The sequence below is a fragment of the Pseudomonas sp. P4_D7 genome (assembly GCF_056401755.1).
Genome location: NZ_JBFUIR010000002.1, coordinates 104977 through 128407, shown reverse-complemented (window position 1 = coordinate 128407; position 23431 = coordinate 104977). Strand labels below are relative to the sequence as shown.

The window sequence follows — 23431 nt, the reverse complement described above, 5'->3', positions numbered from 1 at the left end:
CTGACAGACCGCTATCGCGAGCAGGCTCACTCCTACAGGGGACCGTATTTCAGACCAACGCTTTATCGAGGGCCTTCTCGATCTCGGCTTTGATCATGCCGCTCATGGCCGACATCATGATGCCCAACTCCACATCGACCTTGATCGAATCGTCCGCCACATGCACCGCGCCTTTCACGCCCGAGCGCTTGAGGTTCAGGGTATCGCCCGACCATTGCGGCTCAAGGCCATATTGATCGGAGAGTTTTTGCGCCAGCTTGTCGGCCTTCTCGCGGGCGGCTTCCTTACCCAGGTTGTGGGCACGCTCAACAGTGATTTTGGCCATTGATTGACTCCTGCTTTTTGAATGGGACGAAAAAGATGTGTCGGTAAATCTTGACCGCCGCTGCGGCAAATCGTCCCGAAGGTTGCCCATCTTACCTTTAGCCATTCCAAGACAAAGCATGGCTTGGGGATTAGAATGTCGCGCATTCTCTTTTGGTGACAGCGATATGACTGATCAGCGCAAAGGCAGCGATGCCGAACCCACCACTCACTTCGGCTTCAAAAACGTTCCGGAAAGCCAGAAAGCGGAAAAAGTCGCTGAAGTTTTCCACTCGGTAGCCGCGAAATACGACTTGATGAACGACCTTCTGTCGGGCGGCATGCACCGCCTGTGGAAGCGTTTCGCGATCGAACTGTCGGGCGTACGCAGCGGTAACCGCGTGCTGGACATCGCCGGCGGTACCGGTGACCTGACCAAAAAGTTCTCGCACCTGGTCGGCCCGACCGGTCAGGTGGTATTGGCCGACATCAACGAATCGATGCTCAAGGTCGGCCGTGACCGCCTGCTCGATCTGGGTGTCGCCGGCAACGTCGAGTTCGTTCAGGCGGACGCAGAAAAACTGCCGTTCCCGGACAACCACTTCGACTGCGTGACCATCGCCTTCGGCCTGCGCAACGTGACGCATAAAGAAGACGCCCTGCGCTCGATGCTGCGCGTGCTCAAGCCCGGCGGTCGTTTGCTGGTGCTGGAATTCTCCAAACCGACCAACGCGCTGATGTCGAAAGCCTACGACGCTTATTCGTTCGCCTTCATGCCGCTGATGGGCAAGCTGATCACCAACGACTCGGAAAGCTATCGCTACCTGGCCGAATCGATCCGCATGCATCCGAATCAGGAAACCCTGAAGTCGATGATGGTCGACGCCGGTTTCGACCGCGTGACCTATCACAACATGACCGCAGGCATCGTCGCCCTGCACCGTGGCATCAAGCCCTGATGTTGCTCACCGGGCTGCTCGCCAGCGTTGAACTCGGCCTCAACCGGGTGCTGCGTCTCGACAGCACGGCGCTGCCGCGGCTGGCGCATTTGACCGGCAAGGTGATTGCCGTCGACTGCCGCAGCCCGGCGCTGCAACTGTTCATCCTGCCGAGTGACGAAGGTCTGATGCTGGCCTCGCATTGGGGAACCGGTGTCGACTGCACCTTGCGTGCGCCGGCCTCGAGCCTGATCAAACTGGCCGTGAGCAAAGACAAGACCGCAGTGCTGCATGCCCCGGAAGTCGAGCTCGATGGCGACAGCGGCGTGCTGCTGGAGCTGGCCGGTGTGCTGCAAGACCTTGAGCTGGACTGGGAGTACGAACTCTCGCGCTGGCTCGGCCCGGTCGCCACGCAACTGGTCGGTGGCCATCTGCGCAGCCGCGCACGCTGGTATCAACAAGGATTTGCCAGCCTCAACCAGAACCTCGCCGAATACCTCGCCGAAGAATCGCGCACCCTCGTCGGACAGCGCGAAGCCGACGCGCGATTCAGCGAACTGGACCGGATCAAACTTGATCTGGAACGTCTCGAGGCGCGTTTCGAGCGCCTTTCCCGATCCCTCGACCCAAGCGATAACGCATGAAGCTGCTTGCCGTCCGCCGTCTGTTGCGCATCCAGCGCGTAGTGATCCGCTACCGCCTCGATGACCTGCTGTTCGATCTGCCGTTGCCGTGGTTCCTTCTGGCGCTGCGCTATGTGCTGCCGTGGCGCTGGTTCCCGCGCAAGCCGCTGGACCTGAGCCGGGGCGCGCGTCTGCGCTTGGCGTTGCAGGATCTCGGGCCGATTTTCATCAAGTTCGGGCAGATTCTTTCGACCCGCCGCGACCTGTTGCCGGAAGACATCGCCGATGAGCTGATGCTGTTGCAGGACCGCGTGCCGCCGTTCGACTCGCAGCTGTCGATCAAGCTGATCGAAGAACAGCTCGGCAAGAAGATCAGCGACGTGTTCAGCCGTTTCGACGTCGAACCGCTGGCCTCGGCCTCGGTGGCGCAGGTGCATGCCGCGCAGTTGAAAACCGGCGAAGAAGTCGTGGTCAAAGTGATCCGCCCGGGCCTGAAGCCGATCATTGCGCAGGATCTGGCGTGGCTGTTCATCCTCGCCCGCGCCGCCGAAAAGCTCTCGGCCGACGCGCGTCTGCTGCACCCGGTCGATGTGGTCCAGGACTACGAAAAAACCATCTACGACGAATTGGATCTGCTGCGCGAAGCGGCCAACGCCAGCCAGTTGAAGCGCAACTTCGAAGGCTCGCCGCTGCTCTACGTGCCGCAAGTCTATTGGGACTGGTGCCGGCCGAAAGTGCTGGTGATGGAGCGCATCTACGGCATCCAGGTCACCGATCTGGCGACCCTCGCCGACCAGCGCACCGACATGAAAATGCTTGCCGAACGCGGTGTGGAGATTTTCTTCACCCAAGTTTTCCGCGACAGTTTCTTTCACGCCGACATGCACCCGGGCAACATCTTCGTCAGCACCGTCAATCCTTGGAGTCCGCAGTACATCGCGATCGATTGCGGCATCGTCGGCAGCCTGACCCCGGAAGACCAGGATTATCTGGCGCGCAACCTGTTCGCCTTCTTCAAGCGTGACTACCGCCGTGTGGCGCAACTGCACATCGATTCGGGCTGGGTGCCGGCGGAAACCAAACTCAACGAATTCGAAGCGGCGATCCGCACTGTGTGCGAACCGATCTTCGAAAAACCGTTAAAAGATATTTCATTTGGCCAGGTGCTGATGCGCCTGTTCCAGACTGCACGCCGCTTCAACATGGAAGTGCAGCCGCAACTGGTGCTGCTGCAAAAAACCTTGCTGAACATCGAAGGCCTCGGCCGTCAGCTGTACCCGGATCTGGATCTGTGGAACACCGCGCAGCCGTTCCTCGAACGCTGGATGCGCGAGCGCGTCAGCCCGAAAGCCTTGCTGGGCAACGTGCAGAGCCAGTTCGAACAACTGCCGCACCTGGCGAATATGGCCCGTGATCTGCTCGAACGCATGTCGCAGCCGCACGCCTACGACCCGCCGCCACCGTGGCACAAACGCAAGGACGACTGGTTCCTGCGCCTGCTCGGTTGCGCGCATCTGGCCGGCGGGGTGATCCTCGCCCTCGGTGGCCCGCTGCACGAATTGGGGCATTGGCCGGCTGGGATCATGGTGGCAGTCGGCTTGTATCTGGTCGTTCGCCGATAGCCAGTTTCGTGATCGACTGGCACACTGTTTCAATGCCTGAACCCGACTATTGAAGTGTGGGGTTCGCTGTCGGAGTCGAAGATGAAAAACTGGCTGGACGAGATCAAATGGGACGCTGATGGCTTGGTGCCGGCGATTGCCCAGGATCACAAGACCGGACGCGTGCTGATGATGGCCTGGATGAACCGCGAAGCGCTCGAACTGACCGCTGCGGAAAACCGTGCAATCTACTGGTCACGTTCCCGTGGCAAGCTGTGGCGCAAGGGCGAAGAGTCCGGCCATGTGCAGACGCTGCATGAAATGCGTCTGGACTGTGACGCCGACGTGATCATCCTGATGGTTGAACAGATCGGCGACATCGCTTGCCATACCGGCCGTCAAAGCTGCTTTTACCGTGTCTTCGAAAACGGCGACTGGAAGACAGTCGACCCAGTCCTGAAAGACCCGCACGCCATCTATTCCGCAGGACACAAACATGAGTGACACCCTGACCCGCCTCGCTCAGGTGCTTGAAGAGCGCAAAGGCGCAGCCGCCGATAGCTCCTATGTAGCTAGTCTGTATCACAAGGGTTTGAACAAGATTCTGGAGAAAGTCGGCGAAGAGTCGGTCGAAACCATTATTGCCGCCAAGGATGCCGCCATCAGCGGCGACTGCAGCGACGTGATCTACGAGACCGCTGACCTGTGGTTCCACAGCATGGTCATGCTCGCCCAACTGGGGCAGCATCCGCAGGCCGTGCTGGATGAACTGGATCGCCGCTTCGGCCTGTCCGGACACGTCGAGAAAGCCTCGCGTCCGTCCGCCTGAACAACTTTTAGAGAGGAACAGCAACATGGGCATTTTTGACTGGAAACACTGGATCGTCATTCTGGTTGTCGTGGTGCTGGTGTTCGGCACCAAGAAACTGAAAAACCTCGGCACCGACGTTGGCGAGTCGATCAAGGGCTTCCGCAAAGCCATGAACGACGACGAAAAACCGGCCGCTGATCCAACCGTGACGCCTGCGCAACCGGTGCCACCGGTGCAGCCGCAAGCCACCGCTCAGGCCAATCCGCCGCACACCATCGACGTGCAGGCGCAAAAAGTCGAAGAGCCGATCCGCAAAGACGTGTGAGCACTGACTAATGTTTGGTATCAGCTTCTCTGAACTGCTGCTCGTCGGCCTCGTCGCCCTGCTGGTGCTGGGCCCCGAGCGTCTGCCGGGCGCTGCGCGCACCGCTGGCCTGTGGGTCGGACGGCTGAAGCGCAGCTTCAACGCGATCAAACAGGAAGTTGAACGTGAAATCGGTGCCGACGAGATCCGTCGGCAACTGCACAACGAGCACATTCTGTCGCTGGAGCAGGAAGCGCGGAAGATTTTCAATCCGGTCCAGCAAGAGCCGGCGCCGGTTGAAGTTGAACATGTCGGGCAGCAGACGATTCATGCGCCAGCTGCACCCGTTGCGCCAGCACCTGCACCTGCACCTACTGCCGTTGTAGCGCCGACAGAACCGGTGGCCGCAGAAACTTCGGTTGAACACGTGTCCCCAACCGCCGCGCCGATCACACCAGCGCCTCACGACCCAACATTGCCGCCGCGAGCCCCATGAGCGATCTCCCCGAAAACGACCAGCACATGCCGCTGGTTTCGCACCTCACCGAGTTACGCACCCGCCTGCTGCGTTGTGTGGCGGCGATCTTCATCATCTTCGCCGGGCTGTTTGCGTTCACCCAGCAGATCTATACCTTTGTCTCGACCCCGCTGCGCCAGTACCTGCCGGTCGGCGCGACGATGATCGCCACCGACGTGTCGTCGCCGTTCCTGACGCCGCTGAAGCTGACGATGATGGTTTCGCTGTTCCTCGCGATCCCGGTGATCCTGCATCAGATCTGGGGCTTTATCGCGCCGGGCCTGTACAAACACGAGAAGCGCATTGCGGTGCCGCTGCTGGTCTCCAGCATTCTGCTGTTCTACACCGGCATGGCGTTCGCCTATTACTTCGTGTTCCCGCTGATCTTCAAGTTCTTCGCTGCCGCCACCCCGGCCGGAGTGGAAATGATGACCGACATCGCCAGTTACCTCGATTTCGTCATGACGCTGTTCTTCGCCTTCGGCGTGGCGTTCGAGATCCCGGTGGCTGTGGTGCTGCTGGTGTGGATCGGCGTGGTCGACGTCAAATACCTGAAGAAAATCCGCCCTTACGTGATCATCGGCTGCTTCGTGGTCGGCATGATCCTGACGCCGCCGGATATCTTCTCGCAGACTCTGCTGGCCGTGCCGATGTGGATGTTGTTTGAAATCGGCATTCTGTTCGGTGGTTTGATCAGCAAGCGCGAACGTCCGGAAGAGAACCCGGCCGACGACCACAACGACCAGCCGCCAGCGACCCAGGCATGAACCTGCTGTTGCTCGAAGAGGCCGATTTCATTGCGGCCGACCGCGTGGTGCTGCGTGATCGCCGCTTGACCCACATGCAGGAAGTCCACCGCTCGGAAGTCGGTGACAGCCTGCGCGTTGGCCGTATCAACGGGCTGATGGGTTCGGCTGAGCTGCTGCGCCTCGAAGCAGGTGAAGCCGAGCTGCGCGTCAGCCTCGATCAGCCACCACCAGCCAAGCTGCCGCTGACCTTGGTACTCGCTCTGCCACGCCCGAAGATGCTCCGTCGGGTGTTTCAGACCGTGGCGACCATGGGCGTGTCAAAGGTGATCCTGGTCAACAGCTATCGGGTCGAGAAGAGTTTTTGGCAGACGCCGTTTCTGGAACCTGAAGCGATTCGTGAGCAACTGATCCTCGGCCTCGAACAGGCCCGCGACACCGTGCTGCCGGAAATCATCATCGAAAAACGCTTCAAGCCTTTCGTGGAAGACCGGTTGCCGGCGATCACCGACGGTACCCTCGGTCTGGTCGGCCACCCCGGCAACTATCCGCCGTGCCCACGCGCCTTGAGCGAACCGGTGACGTTGGCCATCGGCCCCGAAGGTGGCTGGATTCCTTACGAAATCGACCTGCTGGCCAAGTCCGGTCTGCAACCGGTGCAACTGGGCGAGCGCATCCTGCGCGTCGAAACCGCCGTCACCGCCCTGCTCGCCCGGCTCTTCTGATTCTGCGCATCGGATAAATGGTGTTACAGATTGCCATCACCCGGCCGATAACCTCTCCATAAGTCCAATTAGTGGTCGGGGAGTCGTCGCATGTACCGTTGGTTAGCCGAGAGTCTTGGAAACGTCAGCGTCAAACGCAAGCTGGGAATCGGTTTCGGCCTGGTGCTGTTGCTGACACTGTTGATCACCTTTACCGGCTGGACTGGCATGAGCGGTATTATCAGCCGCGGTGACAAGCTCGGTTTTATCTCCAGTCTCAACGAACTGACCAAGGACCTGCGCCTCGCGCGTCTGGACTACGAAGCGCGCCGTGGCGAACAAGGTCCGGGCGTGGTCAACGACCTGCTCGGCAAACTCGACAGCGGCCTGCAAACCGCGCGCAGCCTGATTGAACAGCCGTCCGACGCGGCGATGGTCGATCAACAACTGGCCGCCGTTGCCGAATACAAACGCGCTTTTGCCGACATGACCCAAGCCACCGTGCAGCGCGAAGACGCCCGCAGCAAGCTCGGCGCCAGTGCCGACAATGCCGTGGCGAAAGTCGCCGAAGTGGAAAAATCCATGCTGGCGGGTGACAGCGTCGCGCAATTCAACAGCGTGATCGAGCTGAGCAAACTGCTGCAGCAAGCACGCTATCAAGTACGCGGCTACACCTACAGCGGCAAGGCCGAAGCCGAGCAACCGGCGCTCGACGCCATCGACAACGCCCTGAAAAACCTCGACAGCCTGCCGGCGAAATTGCCGGAGCAGCACATCGCCAACCTGCAACAGGCTACCGCCTCGATCAAAGCCTATCGCGCAGCAGTTGCGCAGTTCCGCGACTCGCAGGTCAACAACGCCAAGGCCGCCGCGCGCATGTCGACGCAGGGCGACATCCTTATCGACGTCAGCAAGAAACTCACTGAATCGCAGACCATCGTTCGTGATACCGATGCCGCCCACGCCAAGAACATGCTGATCATCGCCACCTTGCTCGCCGTGGCTTTCGGCTTGCTTGCCGCCTGGGCAATCACCCGCCAGATCATCATCCCGCTGAACCAGACCCTGAAAGTCGCCGAGCGCGTGGCTGCGGGCGACCTGACCCACAACCTGGTTTCCCTGCGTCGCGACGAATTGGGCCAACTACAACGTTCGATGCAGAGCATGACCCAAGGCCTGCGTGAACTGGTCGGCGGGATCAGCGATGGCGTTACCCAGATCGCCAGCGCCGCTGAAGAACTCTCGGCGGTGACCGAGCAGACCAGCGCCGGGGTCAACAACCAGAAAATCGAGACCGATCAGGTTGCCACGGCCATGAACGAAATGGCCGCCACCGTGCAGGAAGTCGCGCGTAATGCCGAAGAAGCTTCCGAGGCCGCCGTCGCAGCCGACCAACAGGCTCGCGAAGGCGACAAAGTGGTGGGCGAAGCGATCGCGCAGATCGAGCGGCTGGCCGCTGAAGTCGGTCACTCGACCGAAGCCATGGGTGAACTGAAGCGCGAAAGCGACAAGATCGGCAGCGTCCTCGACGTGATCAAGTCGGTAGCGCAACAAACCAACCTGCTGGCCCTCAACGCCGCCATCGAAGCCGCGCGTGCCGGTGAAGCCGGACGTGGTTTCGCGGTAGTTGCCGACGAGGTGCGCAGCCTCGCCCAGCGCACGCAAAAATCCACCGAAGAGATCGAAGAGCTGATCGTCGGCCTGCAAAACGGCACCCAGCAAGTGGCGACGATCATGGACAACAGCCGCACCCTCACCGACAGCAGCGTTGAGCTGACCCGTCGCGCGGGCGGTTCGCTGGAAAGCATCACCCGTACCGTGTCGGCGATTCAGGCGATGAACCAGCAGATTGCGGCAGCGGCCGAGCAGCAGAGCGCGGTGGCGGAAGAGATCAACCGTAGCGTGCTGAATGTGCGGGACGTGTCGGATCAGACATCGGCGGCGAGTGAAGAGACCGCGGCGTCCAGCGTTGAGCTGGCGCGGCTGGGGACGCATCTGCAGATGCTGGTGGGGCGGTTCAAGGTTTGAGGTGATCCGAAAACCTCGATTCATTCAGAATCGAGGTGATGCCTTCGCGAGCAAGCTCGCTCCCACAGGATTTGTGTCGATCACAAAGGTTGTATTCGACCCATTCACTGTGGGAGCGAGCCTGCTCGCGAAGGCTTACTGACAGGCGCTGAAATTACAGAACCTGACGCAAGAAGGCCTGCGCGCGCGGATCCTTCGGTGCATCGAAGAACTCCGCCGGCGCGGCATCTTCCAGCAACTTGCCGTGATCGAAAAACAACACCCGATCCGCCACTTCCCGGGCAAAGCCCATTTCGTGGGTCACGCAGACCATGGTCATGCCTTCCACGGCCAGGTTCTTCATCACGTCCAGCACCTCGCCGACCATTTCCGGGTCGAGCGCCGAGGTTGGCTCATCGAACAGCATGACCTTCGGCTCCATCGCCAGCGCTCGGGCAATCGCCACGCGCTGTTGCTGACCACCGGACAGGCGTGACGGAAATTCGTTGGCCTTCTGCGCAATCCCGACCTTTTGCAGCAATTCCATCGCCTTGGCCTCACGCTCTTGCTTGCCGCGCTTGCGCACGACTTTCTGCGCCAGACAGAGGTTTTCCAGCACGGTCATGTGCGGGAACAGGTTGAAATGCTGGAACACCATGCCGACTTCGCGGCGGTAGGCGTTGACGTCGGTTTTCGGGTCGGCCAATTGCAGGCCGTCGATGCTCACCGAGCCGGAATCGAATTGTTCCAGGCCATTGAGGCAGCGCAGGAAGGTCGACTTGCCGGAACCCGACGGGCCGATCACCACCAGCACTTCGCCTTTGGCGACCGTGGTGCTGACGTTATCCACCGCACGCACCACTTGCCCACGGGTGTCGAAGACTTTTACCAGATCGCGGACTTCAATCACTTTGCGCGAGCCTCCGCTCAAGCCGGCTGGCGATTTTCGACAGCGGCAGGTTGATCAACAGGTACAGACCGGCGACGCAGAATAGAATCTCGAACGGCGAGAACGAGGTGGTGATGACCTCACGGCCGCTTTTTAGCAGTTCGGTGATGGCGATCACCGACACCAGCGAGGTGTCCTTGACCAGACTGATGAATTGCCCGGCCAGCGGTGGCAGCACGCGTTTGAACGCTTGCGGCAACACCACGTGACGCATCGATTGACCGGCACTCAGACCGAGCGAACGCGCTGCTTCGTTCTGGCCACGGGCAATCGACTGCACGCCGGAACGGATGATCTCGGCTACGTAAGCGCCAGTGAACAGCGACAGCGCGGCGATCCCGGCGAACTCGCGGGACAGGTTCATCACCGTGCCGATGAAGAAGTAGAAAATGAAGATCTGCACCAGCAGCGGCGTGCCGCGCACCAACTCGACGTAGATCGTCGAGAGGTCGCGCAGGGTCGGGTTGTTCGACAGTCGGCACAGGCCGGTGACCAGACCGATCAGCAAACCCAGGACACCGGAAACCACTGACAGCCAAAGCGTGGTCCACAGCCCCCACAACAGCGGGCCTGCCGCCCAATGCCGAGTCACGCCCACGACGTCACCTTCGGCGACATCGTCGCCCTGAGCGAATTGCAGGCTGTTCTCGTCGACGGTCAGGTGCTGCTCATCACCGGCGTCGTTGCGCAGGGTGACTTGCGCGCTGCTGCCCTTGCGCACCAGTTCGGTGACGGTGGAAATGTCGGTGGCACGCTGGGTTTCCTCGGCCTGATAGGCGAAGTACTGCGGCACGCGATTCCAGCGCCATTCGTAGGACATCAGCGACGTCGCGTAATACAACGCGCCCGCGAGGCCGACCAGCACCAGCACGGTGAGGACGTGCCAGGGCCATTGGGCTTTTTTCTGTTTCATTGCAGGTTCCGGATTTTGTGTTGCTCTGGAGGGCCCCTTCGCGAGCAAGCTCGCTCCCACATTGGAATGCATTCCTCTGTGGGAGCGAGCTTGCTCGCGAATGGGGCGACTCGGTCTATCTGACCGGGCTTATTCCATGTCCTTGAGCCACTCGGTGCTCTTGAACCACTTGTCATGGATACGATCGTAGGTGCCGTCTTCGTGGATCTGGTGCAGGAAGTTGTTGATGAAGTTGAGGCTGTCGTAATCGCCCTTCTTCAGACCGAAGGCCAAAGGCTCGTAGGTGAATGGCTTGTCGAGGAACACCAGTTTGCCGGCGCCGACCTTGGTCACCGCAACGACGTTGTACGGCGCGTCGTAGATGAAGGCGTCAGCCTTGCCGTTGACCACGTCGAGCACGGCTTCCTGCTCGTTGTCGTAGCCGTGGTACTTGGCTTTGGAGATGAGCTTCTTGGCGACCATTTCACCGGTGGTGCCAAGCTTGGAGGTGATGCGGTAGTCGGCGCTGTTCAGGTCTTTGTACGACTTGATGGTGCCTTCCAGCTCCTTGCGGATCAGCAGGGTCTGGCCTACAACGATGAACGGTTCGCTGAAGTTCAGGCGCAGGTTACGTTCCTGAGTCAGGGTCATGCCGCTGCCGATCATGTCGAATTTGTCGGTCATCAGCGCCGGGATGATGCCGTCGTAACCGGTGGAAACCAGTTCCAGCTTGACGCCCATGGCCTTGGACATGGCTTTGAGGATGTCGACTTCGAAACCGATGATTTCGCCCCGTTTGTTGGTCATTTCAAACGGCATGTAGGTCGGATCCATACCGACTTTCAACGTGCCGCGCTTGACCGCGTCATCGATTGCGCCAGCCTGCGCCGCATTGACTGCAACCAGTGCCGTGACGCCGACCAGCAGCATCGACAGATACTTCTTCATCTTCAAGTCCCCAAAACCATTGCGTTTGCGGCGCGAAAACCAACAGTGACGGGCAAAAAAGCCCGGGTGCGCCAATTCGGGGACGGATGCTAACGCACTCGTTTTTTTGCACAAGGTTTAATGGACGATTTGTTTAACAATCAAGAGCTACCCCCTCACCCCAGCCCTCTCCCCGAGGGAGAGGGGGCCGATCGGGGGATGCTTCAGAGGTACGCCGACCTGAATCGGATTTGCCGAATCCATAATCGACTCGATGCTTCAGGTCGACGGATAGCGCCAGACACCTCGGTCGGCCCCCTCTCCCTCTGGGAGAGGGCTGGGGTGAGGGGATTTCGGCGGCCATAAAAAAACCCCGCTGAATCAGCGGGGTTTTTTCATCAGGCCGGCTGAGCCTGCAGGCTAACCGGTTGCAACGGCAGCAACGGCGCATGCGGATCGGCCTTCACCGAAGCGCGCCACGCATCCAGCCACTCGGCATGACCTTCGGCCCAGACCTGCTCATGCAGACGCGCCAGCGCCACAGGGTCGCTAAGCAATTGCAGGCGATCATGGTTGTTCAGCCCGGCTGGGCCAACCTTGATCGCGTGGCGCACACGCTCCTGACGCAACCACTCGATCGGCTCGGCCTGACCATGACGGGAAGTCGCCAGCGAGCACGCCAAAGCGTTCTGCTGAGGATCGACCACCGCGCGGACGAAGCCGTCGTTGAGGGCGTGGTAACGGTTTTCGTGGGTGTACTGGTCGGTTGCCAGCAGCGCCTGCGGCGGATTGTATTCCTCAGGGATGAGGAACAGGCTCTCGTCACGAGACTTCAGGCCCAGACCGACACGGCTGGAGATCACCGACACCGGGATCGACAGCATCAGCGAACCGACGATCGGCACCAGCCACCAGAGAAAGCTCGGGTTCAGCCAGATCACCAGCAGCGCCCAGCAGAAACCCAGCAGGGTCTGCGGACCGTGGCGTTTGACCGCTTCGCTCCAAGGCGTCGAGTCGTCGTCACGTTGCGGCGAATTCCAGGTCGCGGCCCAGCCGAGGAACGCGGCGAGGACGAAACGGGTGTGGAAAATCATCCGCACCGGCGCCAGCAGCATGGAGAACAGCATCTCCAGCAGCATCGACAAGGTCACCTTGAACTTGCCGCCGAACTCTTTCGCGCCCTTGGCCCAGATCAGAATGATGCTCAACAGTTTCGGCAGGAACAGCAGCACGATGGTCGTCGAGAACAGCGCGATCGCCTTGTCCGGGTGCCATTGTGGCCACAGCGGATAGAGCTGTCGCGGTTCGAGGAAGTACTGCGGCTCCATCAGCGTGTTCACCGCCAACAGCGCGGTCGACAACACCAGAAAGAAGAACCACAACGGCGCCGACAGGTACGACATTACGCCCGTCAGGAACACCGCACGGTGCACCGGGTGCATGCCTTTAACCAGGAACAGCCGGAAGTTCATCAGGTTACCGTGGCACCAGCGACGGTCACGCTTGAGTTCGTCGAGCAGGTTTGGCGGCAGTTCTTCGTAGCTGCCCGGCAGGTCGTAGGCAATCCACACGCCCCAACCGGCACGGCGCATCAGCGCGGCCTCAACAAAGTCGTGAGACAGGATCGCACCGGAGAACGCACCTTTACCCGGCAACGGCGCCAGGGCGCAGTGGTCGATAAACGGCTTCATGCGGATGATCGCGTTGTGACCCCAGTAATGGGATTCACCCAACTGCCAGAAGTGCAGACCGGCGGTAAACAGCGGGCCGTAAACGCGGGTGGCGAACTGCTGCATGCGCGCATACAGGGTGTCCATGCCCGACGCACGCGGCGCGGTCTGGATGATCCCGGCGTCCGGCGTGGCCTCCATCAAGCGCACCAGACTGGTCAGGCACTCGCCGCTCATCACCGAGTCAGCGTCGAGCACGACCATGTACTTATAGTCACCGCCCCAGCGACGGCAGAAGTCGTCAAGGTTGCCGCTCTTGCGTTTCACACGACGGCGACGACGGCGATAGAAGATCTTGCCGAAGCCTTTGGCTTCGCGGCAGACATCCAGCCAGGCCTGTTGCTCGGCGACACAGATGTCGGTGTCGTTACTGTCGCTGAGAACGAAGAAGTCGAAGCGGTCCAGATCACCGGTGGCAGCGACCGACTCGAACGTCGCCCGCAAACCGGCGAACACACGCGGCACGTCTTCGTTGCAGATCGGCATGACCAGCGCGGTACGCGCGTCTTTGGCAATCGGCTCGTTACCGGCGCTTTTGCCGGAGATACGATATTTATCGTGACCGGTGAGCAACTCGAGGAAGCCCATCAACGCGGTCCAGAAACCCGCCGATACCCAGCAGAACAGAATCCCGAACAGAATCAGGATGCTGGTTTGCAGCGCATACGGCAGCACTTGCGTAGCGGTTTGCAGCAGCGGCTGGTGCAGGACTTCTTCGAGGTCGACGAACGACCAGCCCTGGTACGGCATGATGCCTTTCATGTACCAGCCGGCGACGATGGTCTGGCCAAGCATCAGCAGCAACAGAATGTAGCGACGGATCGAACCGACGGTGCGCCAGCGCGCGGCCGGCAGGACGTTTTCGTCCTTTGGCGGCTGCGGCGGATTGGTGCGACCGGTCATACGGCGCCAGCCACGCACCAGAATATTGGTGCGCCACGGCTCCGGCACGACCTTGGTCCGACGGATCGGCGGCGTTGCCTTCATGCTGACGCGACCGCTGGCGTCGAGCACCAGCATCTCCGCGTCTTCAAGCTCTTCGGCGGTGCTGAGGATCAGGCGCTTGCCCACCGAAGCCTGGGCGGCCTCGGCAGGTGCGTCGAACGTTGAAGACGACAGGCGTTCATGCAGCTCGCTGAACGACTGGCAGCCCGCGAGTTCCGCGCGCTGCTCGTCGGTCATCGGCAGATGCGCCAGATACTCGGACAGAGTCTCTGGCTGTACTTGAGAGTTACTCATCGGCAGGCAACTGATAGCTCCAGGTCTCGGTCAGGACTTCTTCAGTCGGTGCCGATTCCGGTGTGGCTGGGGCCGCGTCCGCAGCGGCTGGCTGCTTGGCGTCTTTATTAGCCTTGTCCTTGGCATCTGCAGCTGGCTTGGCGTCGGCCTGTTTGGCCTCGGCGGCCTTGGCTTCCTTGTCGAGTTTCTCTTGTTGCTTGGCGGCAACCTTGTCGGCCTTGGCGACGGACGAGTTGGACGCCGGCACCGATTTCGCCAGATCAGCAGTCACGACTGGCTGAACCAGGGCGGCACGCATCTCGGTCGACTTGCTCGCGTCCTTGATCTTCATGCGCAGGGTCAAGCGCCAGCCTTTGGTTTCCGGGTTGTAGCGCACGCTGTTCTCGACCAGCTCGGCGTTGTCACCAACACTGACCTGACTGCGCACATCGGCATCCGGGGTCAGCGCGGCCAGCGACGGACCTTCGAAGTCGACCAGGTAGGCAACGCTGCCATCCGGCTGACGGATCAGGTTCGATTGCTTGACGTCACCGGTCGAACGCAGAGTCTGCGAAACCCAGGCGCTGTCCGGCGCATGAATCGCCGCTTCGTCCATGGTCCAGTGCATGCGGTAGGCGAAGTCCAGCGGCTGACCCGGCTCCGGCATTTTTTCCGGGCTCCAGAACGCAACGATGTTGTCGTTGGTTTCGTCGGCGGTCGGAATTTCTACCAGATCAACGGTGCCTTTGCCCCACTCGCCCTTCGGCTCGATCCAGGCGCTTGGGCGCTTGTCGTAGCGATCGTCGAGGTCTTCGTAGTGACTGAAGTCACGGCCACGCTGCAGCAGACCGAAACCACGCGGGTTCTCGACGCTGAAGTTGCTCACGGCCAGATGTTTCGGGTTGTTCAACGGACGCCAGATCCACTCGCCGTTGCCGGCATGGATCGACAGACCGCTGGAGTCGTGCAGTTCACGACGGTAGTTGAGGACTTTCGACGGCTGGTTGGCACCGAACAGGAACATGCTGGTCAGCGGTGCGATACCCAGTTTGCCGACCTTGTCACGCAGGAACATCTGCGCTTTGACGTCGACAATGGTGTCGCTGCCCGGACGCAGGATCAGACGGTAGGCACCGGTAGCGCGCGGCGAATCCAGCAGGGCGAAGATCACCAGGTGCTTGTCGCCCGGCTTCGGCTGTTGAATCCAGAACTCGCGAAAGCGCGGGAACTCTTCACCCGACGGCAGCGCGGTATCAATCGCCAGGCCACGGGCCGAGAGGCCGTAGGTGTGGCCCTTGCCGACAACGCGGAAGTAACTCGCGCCGAGCATGGTCATGATTTCGTCTTGCTTGTCGGCCTTGTTGATCGGGTACAGCACACGGAAACCGGCATAACCCAGTTGTTCAGTGGCTTTCGGATCGAATTTCAGGTCGCCGAAATCGAAGCGTGTCGGATCGTATTTGATCTCTTCGACGGTGTTCGCTGTGATTTCGTTGATTTTCACCGGTGTATCGAAATGCATACCCTGGTGATAGAAGGACAGTTTGAACGGGGTCTTCTGATCAGCCCACTCAGCCTTTTCGGTGAGGAAGCGGATTTTCTGATAGTCCGCGAACTTCATGTCGCGGAATTCGTTCGGCAGGTTGCTGCGCGGGGCCTCGAACTTCTGCCCGGCCAGCTCTTTGGCCTTGGCCGATACATCGTCAAGATTGAACGCCCAAAGCTGACCGGCGCTGAGCAGGCACAGGAGCGCCGAACCCGCTACCAGGGCACTTCGCATGCGTTTGGCAGACATTTTTGCTGCATTACAGGGACTAACAATCACGAGCAACCCTCGCCGAAAACAGATCAATAAACCAACGGCCAGCTATCTATATGCCAGGTTGGCGAGCATTGTTCCGACTCCGCTGGGGCAAAATGATTCCCCAATCGGATCCAGACAAGTCTCTACCTAAGTCAAAAATGAATCAGCGAACGCTGATCCCAGTGCGCGCGATTATCTAGTAGCCCGCATGACAACGCATCAGGGGTAACAAAGTATTTATCGCGAAAACACCCTAAAAACAGTCGAAATTTCCTAAAAAGGTGTTTCAAGCGCTTTCAGGTCTGTAACAAAAAGGTAACCGGGCCATCGTTGACCAAATGCACCTGCATATCGGCGCCGAATCTACCTGATGCCACAGTGCCATGCACCTGTTTCGCACTGCTCAATAGATAGTCGAACAATTCCTCGCCCAAAGCCGGAGGCGCGGCCGTCGAAAAGCTCGGGCGCAACCCGCTTTTGGTGTCGGCCGCGAGGGTGAACTGCGAGACCAGCAGCAACCCACCGCCGACATCGGCGAGGGACAAGTTCATCTTGCCCTCCGCGTCACTGAATACCCGATAGTTAAGCAGTTTATGCAGAAGTTTGTCGGCACTGGTGCGCGTGTCGTCGGGTTCGACCGCCACCAGCACCAGCAAACCGTGATCTACCGCGCCAACCACCTCACCGGCGACTTCAACCCGCGCACCGCGTACGCGCTGTAACAGCCCCTTCATGCTTCTTCAGGCGGCAGGTCGAGCAGGCGTCGAGCCATGTTGCCCGCGGCGCGTACCAGTGCATCGGTGATGCCCGGTTCAGAGGCCGCGTGGCCGGCATCACGGATCACCTGCAGTTCGCTGTTCGGCCAGGCCTGGTGCAATTCCCAGGCGTTGTCGAGCGGGCAAATCACGTCGTAACGGCCGTGAATGATCACACCCGGCAAATGGGCGATCTTGCCCATGTCGCGGATCAGCTGGTTCGGCTCAAGAAAGGCATTGTTGGTGAAGTAATGGCACTCGATCCGCGCAATCGACAGCGCGCGCTGCGGCTCGGAGAAACGATCGACCACCAGCGGGTTCGGCCGCAGGGTCGCGGTGCGCCCTTCCCAGGTCGACCAGGCTTTGGCCGCGTGCATCTGGGCGATCTGGTCGTTGCCGGTCAGACGTTTGTGGAAAGCGCTGAGCAAGTCATCGCGCTCGTCCAGCGGAATTGGCGCGATGTAGTCCTGCCAGTAATCAGGGAACAGACGGCTGGCCCCCGCCTGATAGAACCATTCGATTTCCTGCGGGCGGCAGAGAAAGATCCCACGCAGGATCAGACCGTGCACACGTTCCGGGTGGGTTTGTGCGTAAGCCAGCGCCAGGGTCGAACCCCACGAACCGCCAAACAGCACCCATTTATCGATGCCCAGGTGTTTGCGGATGCGCTCAAGGTCGGCGACCAGATCCCAGGTGGTGTTGTTTTCCAGGCTGGCGTGCGGCGTGGAGCGTCCGCAACCACGCTGGTCGAAGGTGACAATGCGATAGAGGTTCGGATCGAAATAGCGACGGCTCTGCGCGTCGCAACCGGCGCCGGGGCCGCCATGGATGAACACAACCGGCAAACCCTCCGGTGAACCGCTTTCGTCGACGTACAGCGTATGGGTGTCATCGACAGCCAGATCGTGCCGGGCGTGAGGTTTGATCTGCGGAAACAAAGTCTGCATTGCGCGCTCCGTAAGGGGTCGAGGTCATCCCTGGGGGGACTTCTATTATTCTGCCGTTGGGCATCATAAACCCGATTTACGTCAATGAGCATGCTCCAGAGCAGTCACCGTTTGTCAGCCGTAAACTTCGCAGGCTGTCGGCCATCCTGTGGGAGCGAGCCTGCTCGCGAATGCGGTGTGTCATTCAACGCAGATGTTGGCTGAACGGACGCCTTCGCGAGCAGGCTCGCTCCCACAGGGGTTACGCGGCGTAGTGAGATTTTGCCCACGCCAGATAGCCCTGCAGCAACTCCTTGAGCACCACCTGCGTCAGCTCGGCCAGATCGGCGCGATAGCGGAACGGTTCGAACTCTTCCATGTAGGTGCTCTGGCACAACTCCAGTTGCACGGCGTGGATGTTCTCGGCCGGGTTGCCGTAATGACGGGTGATGTGGCCACCCTTGAAGCGTCCGTTGAGCACGTGGCTGTATTGGTCGTGACGCGCGCAGATCGCTTCAAGTTGCGTGGCCAATTGCGGATCACAACTGGCGCCGTTGAAGGTGCCGAGGTTGAAGTCCGGTAGTTTGCCGTCGAACAGGTGCGGGATGATCGAGCGGATCGAGTGCGCGTCGAACAGCAGCGCGTAGCCGAATTCGGCTTTCAATCGCGCCAGTTCTTCCTGAAGCGTGCGGTGGTACGGCGTCCAGATCTGTTCCAGGTAAGTTGCGCGCTCTTCTTTCGACGGCTCGTGCCCTTCGCGGAACAACGGGATGCCATCGAACAGCGTCGCAGGGTACAGACCGGTGGTGGCACCGGCGTACAGCGGTTTGTCGTCGGACGGACGATTCAGGTCAATCACAAAACGCGAATACTCGGCGGCCAAGGTGCTGGCGCCCAGTTCTTCAGCAAAGTCGTAAAGCTGGGGGATATGCCAGTCAGTGTCCGGCAGGCTTTTCGCGTCCGGGATCAGCCCGGCCGCCACCGCCGGGGTCAGGCGCACGCCGGCATGCGGCATGCTGATCAGCAGCGGCACGCGACCTTGTTTGAAATTCAGAACCTTATCCACAACCGCTCTCCTACAGACTTGATTCGACGCCGTGACGGACGACGCGTTTGTCCAGATCGCCACCCAGCCAATAAGCCAGATCCGCCGGACGATCAATGTGCCAGGCAACGAAATCCGCGACCTTGCCGACTTCCAGCGAACCGTGGGTGTCGGCCATGCCCAGCGCTTGTGCGGCGTGAATGGTCGCGCCGGCCAGGGCTTCTTCCGGGGTCATGCGCAAACAAGTGCAGGCCATGTTCAGCATCAGGCGCAGCGACAGCGCCGGCGAGGTGCCGGGGTTGAGATCGCTGGCAATGGCGATCTTCACCTTGTGCTTGCGCAGGGCGTCCATCGGCGGCAATTGGGTTTCACGCAGGAAGTAGAATGCGCCCGGCAGCAGCACCGCGACGGTGTCGGCTTCGGCCATGGCGATGGCGTCGGCTTCGTCCATGAATTCCAGGTGATCGGCGGACAGCGCCTTATAGCGCGCGGCGAGGCTGGAGCCGTGCAGCGACGACAGTTGCTCGGCGTGCAGTTTCACCGGCAGGCCGAGTTTTTGTGCGGCGATGAACACACGCTCGACCTGCTCTGGCGAGAACGCCAGGTATTCGCAGAAAGCGTCCACGGCGTCGACCAGCCCTTCGGCAGCCAGCGCCGGAAGCATCTCCGTGCAGATCAGATCGATGTAATCGTCAGCGCGATCCTTGTATTCCGGCGGCAACGCGTGGGCCGCCAGGCAGGTGCTGCGCACGCTGATCGGCAACTCCTTGGCCAGACGCCGGATGACCCGAAGAATCTTGCGTTCGCTGGCCAGATCGAGACCGTAACCAGACTTCATTTCAACCGTGGTCACGCCGTCACGCATCAGGCTTTTCAGGCGTTTGGCGGCGCTGGCAAACAGTTCGTCTTCAGTGGCTTCGCGAGTCGCACGCACGGTGCTGGCAATGCCGCCGCCGGATGCCGCGATTTCCGCGTAGCTGACACCTTGCAGACGTTTTTCGAATTCACCGCTGCGGTTGCCACCGAACACCGTGTGGGTGTGGCAGTCGATCAGACCGGGGGTGACCCAGGCGCCTTGCAAGTCGTTGACCGCCGGGTATTCGCCGGACGGCAATTGATTGCGCGGGCCGATCCACTCGATGTGCGCACCGGACGTCACGATGGCTGCATCTTCGATGATCGAGTAGACGCCCTGCGCCATGGTTGCGACGTGGCAGTGTTGCCAGAGGGTTTTCACTGTTGGCCTCCGTTGGGGTTGGTGATCGTTCCCACGCTCTGCGTGGGAATGCAGCCCGTGACGCTCCGCGTCACTGGACGCGGAGCGTCCCTTGAGGCATTCCCACGCAGAGCGTGGGAACGATCAGTGTGTAGGGTTAAAGGCTAGGCAAAAGCTTCGCCGAAACCAGCTCAGTCAAACACCGCGAAGCCAGCAGTTCAGTCGCCGCATTGATGTCCGGCGCAAAGAACCGATCCTTCTCATAAAACGGCACTTCCTTGCGCAAAATCGCCCGCGCCTGTTCCAGCTTCGCCGAAGTCTTCAGACCGTTACGCAGATCCAGACCCTGCACCGCCGCCAGCCATTCCACCGCGAGAATCCCACGGGTGTTTTCAGCCATTTCCCACAGACGCTTGCCGGCCGCCGGGGCCATCGATACATGGTCTTCCTGGTTGGCCGAAGTCGGCAAACTGTCCACCGAGTGTGGATGCGACAACGCCTTGTTCTCGCTGGCCAGCGCCGCAGCGGTCACCTGAGCAATCATGAAGCCGGAGTTCACCCCACCATTGGCGACGAGGAACGGCGGCAGTTGCGACATGTGTTTATCCATCATCAGCGAAATACGACGCTCGCTCAGCGAGCCGATTTCGGCGATAGCCAGCGCCATGTTGTCAGCGGCCATGGCCACCGGTTCGGCGTGGAAGTTGCCCCCGGAAATCACGTCGCCTTCAGCGGCAAACACCAACGGGTTGTCGGAAACGGCGTTGGCTTCAACAGCCAAAACCTCTGCGGCCTGACGGAACTGGGTCAGGCAAGCGCCCATGACTTGCGGCTGGCAGCGCAACGAATACGGATCCTGAACCTTTTCGCAGTTCTGGTGCGAGTCGGAGACTTCACTGCGTTCACCGAGCAGATCGCGGTAAGCGGCAGCAGCGTCGATCTGACCTTTCTGGCCACGAGCCGCGTGAATGCGTGCATCGAACGGCGAACGCGAACCCAATACCGCTTCAACCGTCAGACCGCCCAGCGCCAGTGCACCAGCGAACAAATCTTCACCTTCAAACAGACCACGCAACGCAAACGCGGTGGAGACCTGAGTGCCGTTGAGCAGCGCCAGGCCTTCTTTCGCGGCCAGCGTCAGCGGGGTCAGGCCAGCAACTTTCAGCGCTTCGGTGGCTTCCATCCACTCGCCCTTATAGCGCGCCTTGCCCTCACCGAGCAGCACCAGCGACATGTGCGCCAACGGCGCCAGATCGCCCGAAGCACCTACCGAACCTTTCAATGGAATGTGCGGATAAACCTCGGCGTTGATCAGCGCGATCAGCGCATCGATCACCACTCGGCGAATGCCGGAGAAACCACGGCTGAGACTGTTGACCTTGAGCACCATGATCAGCCGCACCAGCTCATCGCTGATCGGCTGACCGACACCCGCAGCGTGGGACAACACCAGCGAGCGCTGCAGGTTCTCGAGGTCTTCGCTGGCAATGCGGGTCGAGGCCAGCAGGCCGAAACCGGTGTTGATGCCGTAGGCGGTGCGATTCTCGGCGAGGATCTGCTCGACGCAGGCAACGCTGGCTTCGATCTGCTGCGATGCGCTGTTATCGAGAGTCAGCTTGACCGGGTTCTGGTAGACGTCACGCAATTGGGCCAGGCTCAGTTGGCCGGGAATCAGGTTCAGCGCAGTCATTTTGTGCTCCTTTTGAGAGTTTGTTATTAACTCGCCAGACGCTCCGGAGATGTCCGTTGTCCGTCGCGTCTCGCCTTTTGGGGAGTCGCGCCTTGGCACGCTGGCGTGGGTATTGGTCAGTGCAAATTCGGTAAAACGTTGTGCGGCAGATTCGGGGTTTTCAACACGCTCGCAGCGGCAGCGATGTCCGGCGCCAACCAACGATCCTGATCGTAGGCCGGGACTTTTTCGCGCAGCAGTCGCCAAGCGACATCGGTGCCGGCGCCAAAGCGCTGTTCCTTGAGAAACTCAAACGCCTGCGCCGCCAGCAGGTACTCAATGGCGAGAATCTGCGTGCAGTTTTCCAGCGCGTGATGCAGCTTGAGCGCGGCGTTGGTGCCCATGCTCAAGTGATCTTCCTGCAGGCCCGAAGTGATGTAGTTATCGAGTACCGCCGGTTGCGCCAATTGGCGGTTTTCCGCACACAGCGATGCGGCGACGTATTGCACGATCATCATCCCGGAGTTCACCCCCGGATTGGCCACCAGAAACGCCGGCAGACCGCTGACGTGCGGGTTCACCAAACGGTCGAGGCGACGCTCGGCAATCGAGCCGATTTCGGCCATGGCAATCGCCAGCAGATCGGCTGCCATTGCCACCGACTGACCGTGCGGGTTGGCTTGCGACATCACCCGGAAATTGTCCGGCGTGCCCAGCAGGAGCGGGTTATCAGTGCAGCCGTTGAGTTCGGCCTCGACCTGTTTGATCGCATGGTCCAGTTGATCGCGCGCGGCGCCATGCACCTGCGGAATCGAACGAATGCTCAGCGCATCCTGAGTGCGAATGCCTTTGCTCGAGGCGATCACTTCGCTGCCATCAAGCAACGCACGCAGATTGATACCCACTTGCTGCATGCCCGGGTGCGGTTTCAGCGCGATGATCTCAGCGTCGAACGCATCGATCTGGCCGCGCTGGGCTTCAAAACTCATTGCGCCGATGACGTCGGCCCATTGCACCAACCGCGTTGCGTCGGCAATCGCCAGACAGCTGAGGCCGGTCATGCACGGCGTGCCGTTGACCAGGCACAAACCGTCCTTCGCGCCGAGTTGCACTGGCTCAAGACCTTCCTCGGCCAACGCCTGTTGTGCGGAAACAACCTGACCGCGATAGCTGACATTGCCAACGCCAAGCAGCGCGATGCCGATATGCGCCATGTGCGTCAGATAGCCCACTGAACCTTGCGACGGCACCTGCGGGGTGATGCCGCGATTGAGCAGTGCCAGCAGCGCTTCGACGACCCGGCGATGCAGGCCCGATTTGCCGTGGCTGTAGTTGTGAATCGCCGCGCAGATGATCGCGCGGGTCTGCTCGTCGGCGAGTACCGGGCCGACGCCGCAGGCATGGCTGAGCAAGGTATTGCGCGACAACTGGCTGAGTTGTTCGTCTTGCAGCGAGACGTTGGACAAACCGCCCAGGCCGGTGTTGACGCCATAGGCGCGTTCGCCGCTTTCGACGATGCGCTGGACGATGCCTTGGGCGTTTTCGATGCGCGCCCAGGTGTCGCTGGACAGCTCAAGTTGAGCGCCGTGACGAGCGACGGCGACCACGTCCTGCCAACGCAAGGGGCTGCCTGTGATAACGATTTTTTCAGCCTGGGACATCTAAAACCTCAACCGTAATATTGATGCAGCTCTGCCGGCCCTTTCGCGAGCAGGCTCGCTCCCACATTGGAATGCAGTCTCCTGT

The 23431-nt window shown here is 60.5% G+C and carries 22 protein-coding genes and 1 pseudogene; 11 read left to right on the top strand and 12 right to left on the bottom strand.

Annotated features, from left to right (window positions below):
- Positions 1-49: 49 nt before the first annotated feature.
- A complete protein-coding gene (locus tag AC1DVF_RS01985) occupies positions 50-325 on the bottom strand; it encodes a polyhydroxyalkanoic acid system family protein (protein WP_093430067.1) in 276 nt (91 codons plus the stop codon).
- 166 nt (positions 326-491) lie between these two features.
- Between AC1DVF_RS01985 and ubiE the strand changes: the two genes are divergently transcribed.
- The 11 genes and pseudogenes from ubiE to AC1DVF_RS01930 all read left to right on the top strand — a co-directional run bounded on the left by ubiE (position 492) and on the right by AC1DVF_RS01930 (position 8575).
- Positions 492-1262 (top strand): bifunctional demethylmenaquinone methyltransferase/2-methoxy-6-polyprenyl-1,4-benzoquinol methylase UbiE, encoded by a 771-nt coding sequence (gene ubiE / locus AC1DVF_RS01980; RefSeq protein ID WP_008080626.1) that lies wholly within the window; start codon positions 492-494, stop codon positions 1260-1262.
- The gene (locus AC1DVF_RS01975; RefSeq protein ID WP_460089570.1) at positions 1262-1885 is read left to right on the top strand and encodes a ubiquinone biosynthesis accessory factor UbiJ; all 624 of its coding nucleotides are present in this window, start codon (positions 1262-1264) and stop codon (positions 1883-1885) included. Before ubiE ends, AC1DVF_RS01975 begins: the two co-directional genes overlap by 1 nt.
- Positions 1882-3486 carry a ubiquinone biosynthesis regulatory protein kinase UbiB gene (gene ubiB, locus AC1DVF_RS01970; RefSeq protein ID WP_016984603.1) on the top strand — a complete coding sequence of 535 codons (1605 nt, stop codon included), beginning with the start codon at positions 1882-1884 and terminating at the stop codon, positions 3484-3486. The genes AC1DVF_RS01975 and ubiB overlap by 4 nt, the downstream gene beginning before the upstream one ends.
- 81 nt (positions 3487-3567) lie before the next feature.
- Positions 3568-3969, top strand: a complete 402-nt coding sequence (hisI, locus tag AC1DVF_RS01965; protein WP_007909357.1) for a phosphoribosyl-AMP cyclohydrolase — start codon at positions 3568-3570, stop codon at positions 3967-3969.
- Positions 3962-4294: a phosphoribosyl-ATP diphosphatase gene (locus AC1DVF_RS01960; RefSeq protein WP_003220849.1), complete on the top strand. Its 333-nt coding sequence runs from the start codon at positions 3962-3964 to the stop codon at positions 4292-4294. The genes hisI and AC1DVF_RS01960 overlap by 8 nt, the downstream gene beginning before the upstream one ends.
- Before the next feature lie 25 nt (positions 4295-4319).
- Positions 4320-4601 (top strand): twin-arginine translocase TatA/TatE family subunit, encoded by a 282-nt coding sequence (locus AC1DVF_RS01955; protein WP_003220847.1) that lies wholly within the window; start codon positions 4320-4322, stop codon positions 4599-4601.
- A 10-nt stretch (positions 4602-4611) separates the two neighbouring features.
- Positions 4612-5076: a Sec-independent protein translocase protein TatB gene (tatB, locus tag AC1DVF_RS01950; RefSeq protein WP_477781924.1), complete on the top strand. Its 465-nt coding sequence runs from the start codon at positions 4612-4614 to the stop codon at positions 5074-5076.
- Positions 5073-5864, top strand: a complete 792-nt coding sequence (gene tatC / locus AC1DVF_RS01945; RefSeq protein WP_093430065.1) for a twin-arginine translocase subunit TatC — start codon at positions 5073-5075, stop codon at positions 5862-5864. The genes tatB and tatC overlap by 4 nt, the downstream gene beginning before the upstream one ends.
- A complete protein-coding gene (locus AC1DVF_RS01940; RefSeq protein ID WP_099757766.1) occupies positions 5861-6568 on the top strand; it encodes a 16S rRNA (uracil(1498)-N(3))-methyltransferase in 708 nt (235 codons plus the stop codon). The genes tatC and AC1DVF_RS01940 overlap by 4 nt, the downstream gene beginning before the upstream one ends.
- A gap of 90 nt (positions 6569-6658) precedes the next feature.
- A pseudogene (locus AC1DVF_RS01935) lies at positions 6659-7720 on the top strand (methyl-accepting chemotaxis protein); the annotation flags it as partial.
- Positions 7703-8575, top strand: coding sequence for a methyl-accepting chemotaxis protein (locus tag AC1DVF_RS01930; protein WP_371748299.1), 873 nt, complete (start codon positions 7703-7705; stop codon positions 8573-8575). The pseudogene AC1DVF_RS01935 and the gene AC1DVF_RS01930, both read left to right, overlap by 18 nt.
- A 154-nt stretch (positions 8576-8729) precedes the next feature.
- Here AC1DVF_RS01930 and AC1DVF_RS01925 read toward each other — a convergent pair whose 3' ends face one another.
- The 11 genes from AC1DVF_RS01925 to hutH (AC1DVF_RS01875) form a co-directional block, all read right to left on the bottom strand.
- On the bottom strand, positions 8730-9464 hold the full coding sequence (locus AC1DVF_RS01925; RefSeq protein WP_095047192.1) for an amino acid ABC transporter ATP-binding protein: 735 nt from the start codon (positions 9462-9464) through the stop codon (positions 8730-8732).
- The gene (locus AC1DVF_RS01920; protein ID WP_095120740.1) at positions 9457-10416 is read right to left on the bottom strand and encodes an amino acid ABC transporter permease; all 960 of its coding nucleotides are present in this window, start codon (positions 10414-10416) and stop codon (positions 9457-9459) included. The genes AC1DVF_RS01925 and AC1DVF_RS01920 overlap by 8 nt, the downstream gene beginning before the upstream one ends.
- A gap of 129 nt (positions 10417-10545) precedes the next feature.
- Positions 10546-11343: a transporter substrate-binding domain-containing protein gene (locus AC1DVF_RS01915; protein ID WP_093430341.1), complete on the bottom strand. Its 798-nt coding sequence runs from the start codon at positions 11341-11343 to the stop codon at positions 10546-10548.
- A gap of 377 nt (positions 11344-11720) precedes the next feature.
- Positions 11721-14291 carry a glucans biosynthesis glucosyltransferase MdoH gene (gene mdoH, locus AC1DVF_RS01910; protein WP_093430060.1) on the bottom strand — a complete coding sequence of 857 codons (2571 nt, stop codon included), beginning with the start codon at positions 14289-14291 and terminating at the stop codon, positions 11721-11723.
- A complete protein-coding gene (locus AC1DVF_RS01905; protein WP_175559550.1) occupies positions 14284-16065 on the bottom strand; it encodes a glucan biosynthesis protein G in 1782 nt (593 codons plus the stop codon). The genes mdoH and AC1DVF_RS01905 overlap by 8 nt, the downstream gene beginning before the upstream one ends.
- Positions 16066-16370: 305 nt before the next feature.
- A complete protein-coding gene (dtd, locus tag AC1DVF_RS01900) occupies positions 16371-16808 on the bottom strand; it encodes a D-aminoacyl-tRNA deacylase (protein ID WP_007909321.1) in 438 nt (145 codons plus the stop codon).
- Positions 16805-17776 (bottom strand): prolyl aminopeptidase, encoded by a 972-nt coding sequence (gene pip, locus AC1DVF_RS01895; protein WP_008080611.1) that lies wholly within the window; start codon positions 17774-17776, stop codon positions 16805-16807. Before pip ends, dtd begins: the two co-directional genes overlap by 4 nt.
- 241 nt (positions 17777-18017) lie before the next feature.
- Positions 18018-18821 (bottom strand): N-formylglutamate deformylase, encoded by an 804-nt coding sequence (gene hutG, locus AC1DVF_RS01890; protein WP_477781923.1) that lies wholly within the window; start codon positions 18819-18821, stop codon positions 18018-18020.
- A gap of 10 nt (positions 18822-18831) precedes the next feature.
- Positions 18832-20037 carry an imidazolonepropionase gene (gene hutI / locus AC1DVF_RS01885; protein WP_186621342.1) on the bottom strand — a complete coding sequence of 402 codons (1206 nt, stop codon included), beginning with the start codon at positions 20035-20037 and terminating at the stop codon, positions 18832-18834.
- Positions 20038-20173: 136 nt separating this feature from the next.
- The gene (hutH, locus tag AC1DVF_RS01880) at positions 20174-21706 is read right to left on the bottom strand and encodes a histidine ammonia-lyase (RefSeq protein WP_137218594.1); all 1533 of its coding nucleotides are present in this window, start codon (positions 21704-21706) and stop codon (positions 20174-20176) included.
- A gap of 116 nt (positions 21707-21822) precedes the next feature.
- Positions 21823-23346, bottom strand: a complete 1524-nt coding sequence (gene hutH / locus AC1DVF_RS01875; RefSeq protein ID WP_477781922.1) for a histidine ammonia-lyase — start codon at positions 23344-23346, stop codon at positions 21823-21825.
- Positions 23347-23431: the final 85 nt, after the last annotated feature.

Coding starts and splice junctions, on each gene's coding strand:
- AC1DVF_RS01960 (WP_003220849.1), top strand. CDS start 3,962: ATGAGTGACACCCTGACCCGCCTCGCTCAGGTGCTTGAAGAGCGCAAA.
- hutH (WP_137218594.1), bottom strand. CDS start 21,706: ATGACTGCGCTGAACCTGATTCCCGGCCAACTGAGCCTGGCCCAATTG.
- AC1DVF_RS01905 (WP_175559550.1), bottom strand. CDS start 16,065: ATGTCTGCCAAACGCATGCGAAGTGCCCTGGTAGCGGGTTCGGCGCTC.
- mdoH (WP_093430060.1), bottom strand. CDS start 14,291: ATGAGTAACTCTCAAGTACAGCCAGAGACTCTGTCCGAGTATCTGGCG.
- tatC (WP_093430065.1), top strand. CDS start 5,073: ATGAGCGATCTCCCCGAAAACGACCAGCACATGCCGCTGGTTTCGCAC.
- AC1DVF_RS01955 (WP_003220847.1), top strand. CDS start 4,320: ATGGGCATTTTTGACTGGAAACACTGGATCGTCATTCTGGTTGTCGTG.
- tatB (WP_477781924.1), top strand. CDS start 4,612: ATGTTTGGTATCAGCTTCTCTGAACTGCTGCTCGTCGGCCTCGTCGCC.
- AC1DVF_RS01930 (WP_371748299.1), top strand. CDS start 7,703: ATGCAGAGCATGACCCAAGGCCTGCGTGAACTGGTCGGCGGGATCAGC.
- hisI (WP_007909357.1), top strand. CDS start 3,568: ATGAAAAACTGGCTGGACGAGATCAAATGGGACGCTGATGGCTTGGTG.
- AC1DVF_RS01975 (WP_460089570.1), top strand. CDS start 1,262: ATGTTGCTCACCGGGCTGCTCGCCAGCGTTGAACTCGGCCTCAACCGG.
- ubiE (WP_008080626.1), top strand. CDS start 492: ATGACTGATCAGCGCAAAGGCAGCGATGCCGAACCCACCACTCACTTC.
- hutH (WP_477781922.1), bottom strand. CDS start 23,346: ATGTCCCAGGCTGAAAAAATCGTTATCACAGGCAGCCCCTTGCGTTGG.
- AC1DVF_RS01985 (WP_093430067.1), bottom strand. CDS start 325: ATGGCCAAAATCACTGTTGAGCGTGCCCACAACCTGGGTAAGGAAGCC.
- ubiB (WP_016984603.1), top strand. CDS start 1,882: ATGAAGCTGCTTGCCGTCCGCCGTCTGTTGCGCATCCAGCGCGTAGTG.
- AC1DVF_RS01940 (WP_099757766.1), top strand. CDS start 5,861: ATGAACCTGCTGTTGCTCGAAGAGGCCGATTTCATTGCGGCCGACCGC.
- AC1DVF_RS01920 (WP_095120740.1), bottom strand. CDS start 10,416: ATGAAACAGAAAAAAGCCCAATGGCCCTGGCACGTCCTCACCGTGCTG.
- AC1DVF_RS01915 (WP_093430341.1), bottom strand. CDS start 11,343: ATGAAGAAGTATCTGTCGATGCTGCTGGTCGGCGTCACGGCACTGGTT.
- dtd (WP_007909321.1), bottom strand. CDS start 16,808: ATGAAGGGGCTGTTACAGCGCGTACGCGGTGCGCGGGTTGAAGTCGCC.
- pip (WP_008080611.1), bottom strand. CDS start 17,776: ATGCAGACTTTGTTTCCGCAGATCAAACCTCACGCCCGGCACGATCTG.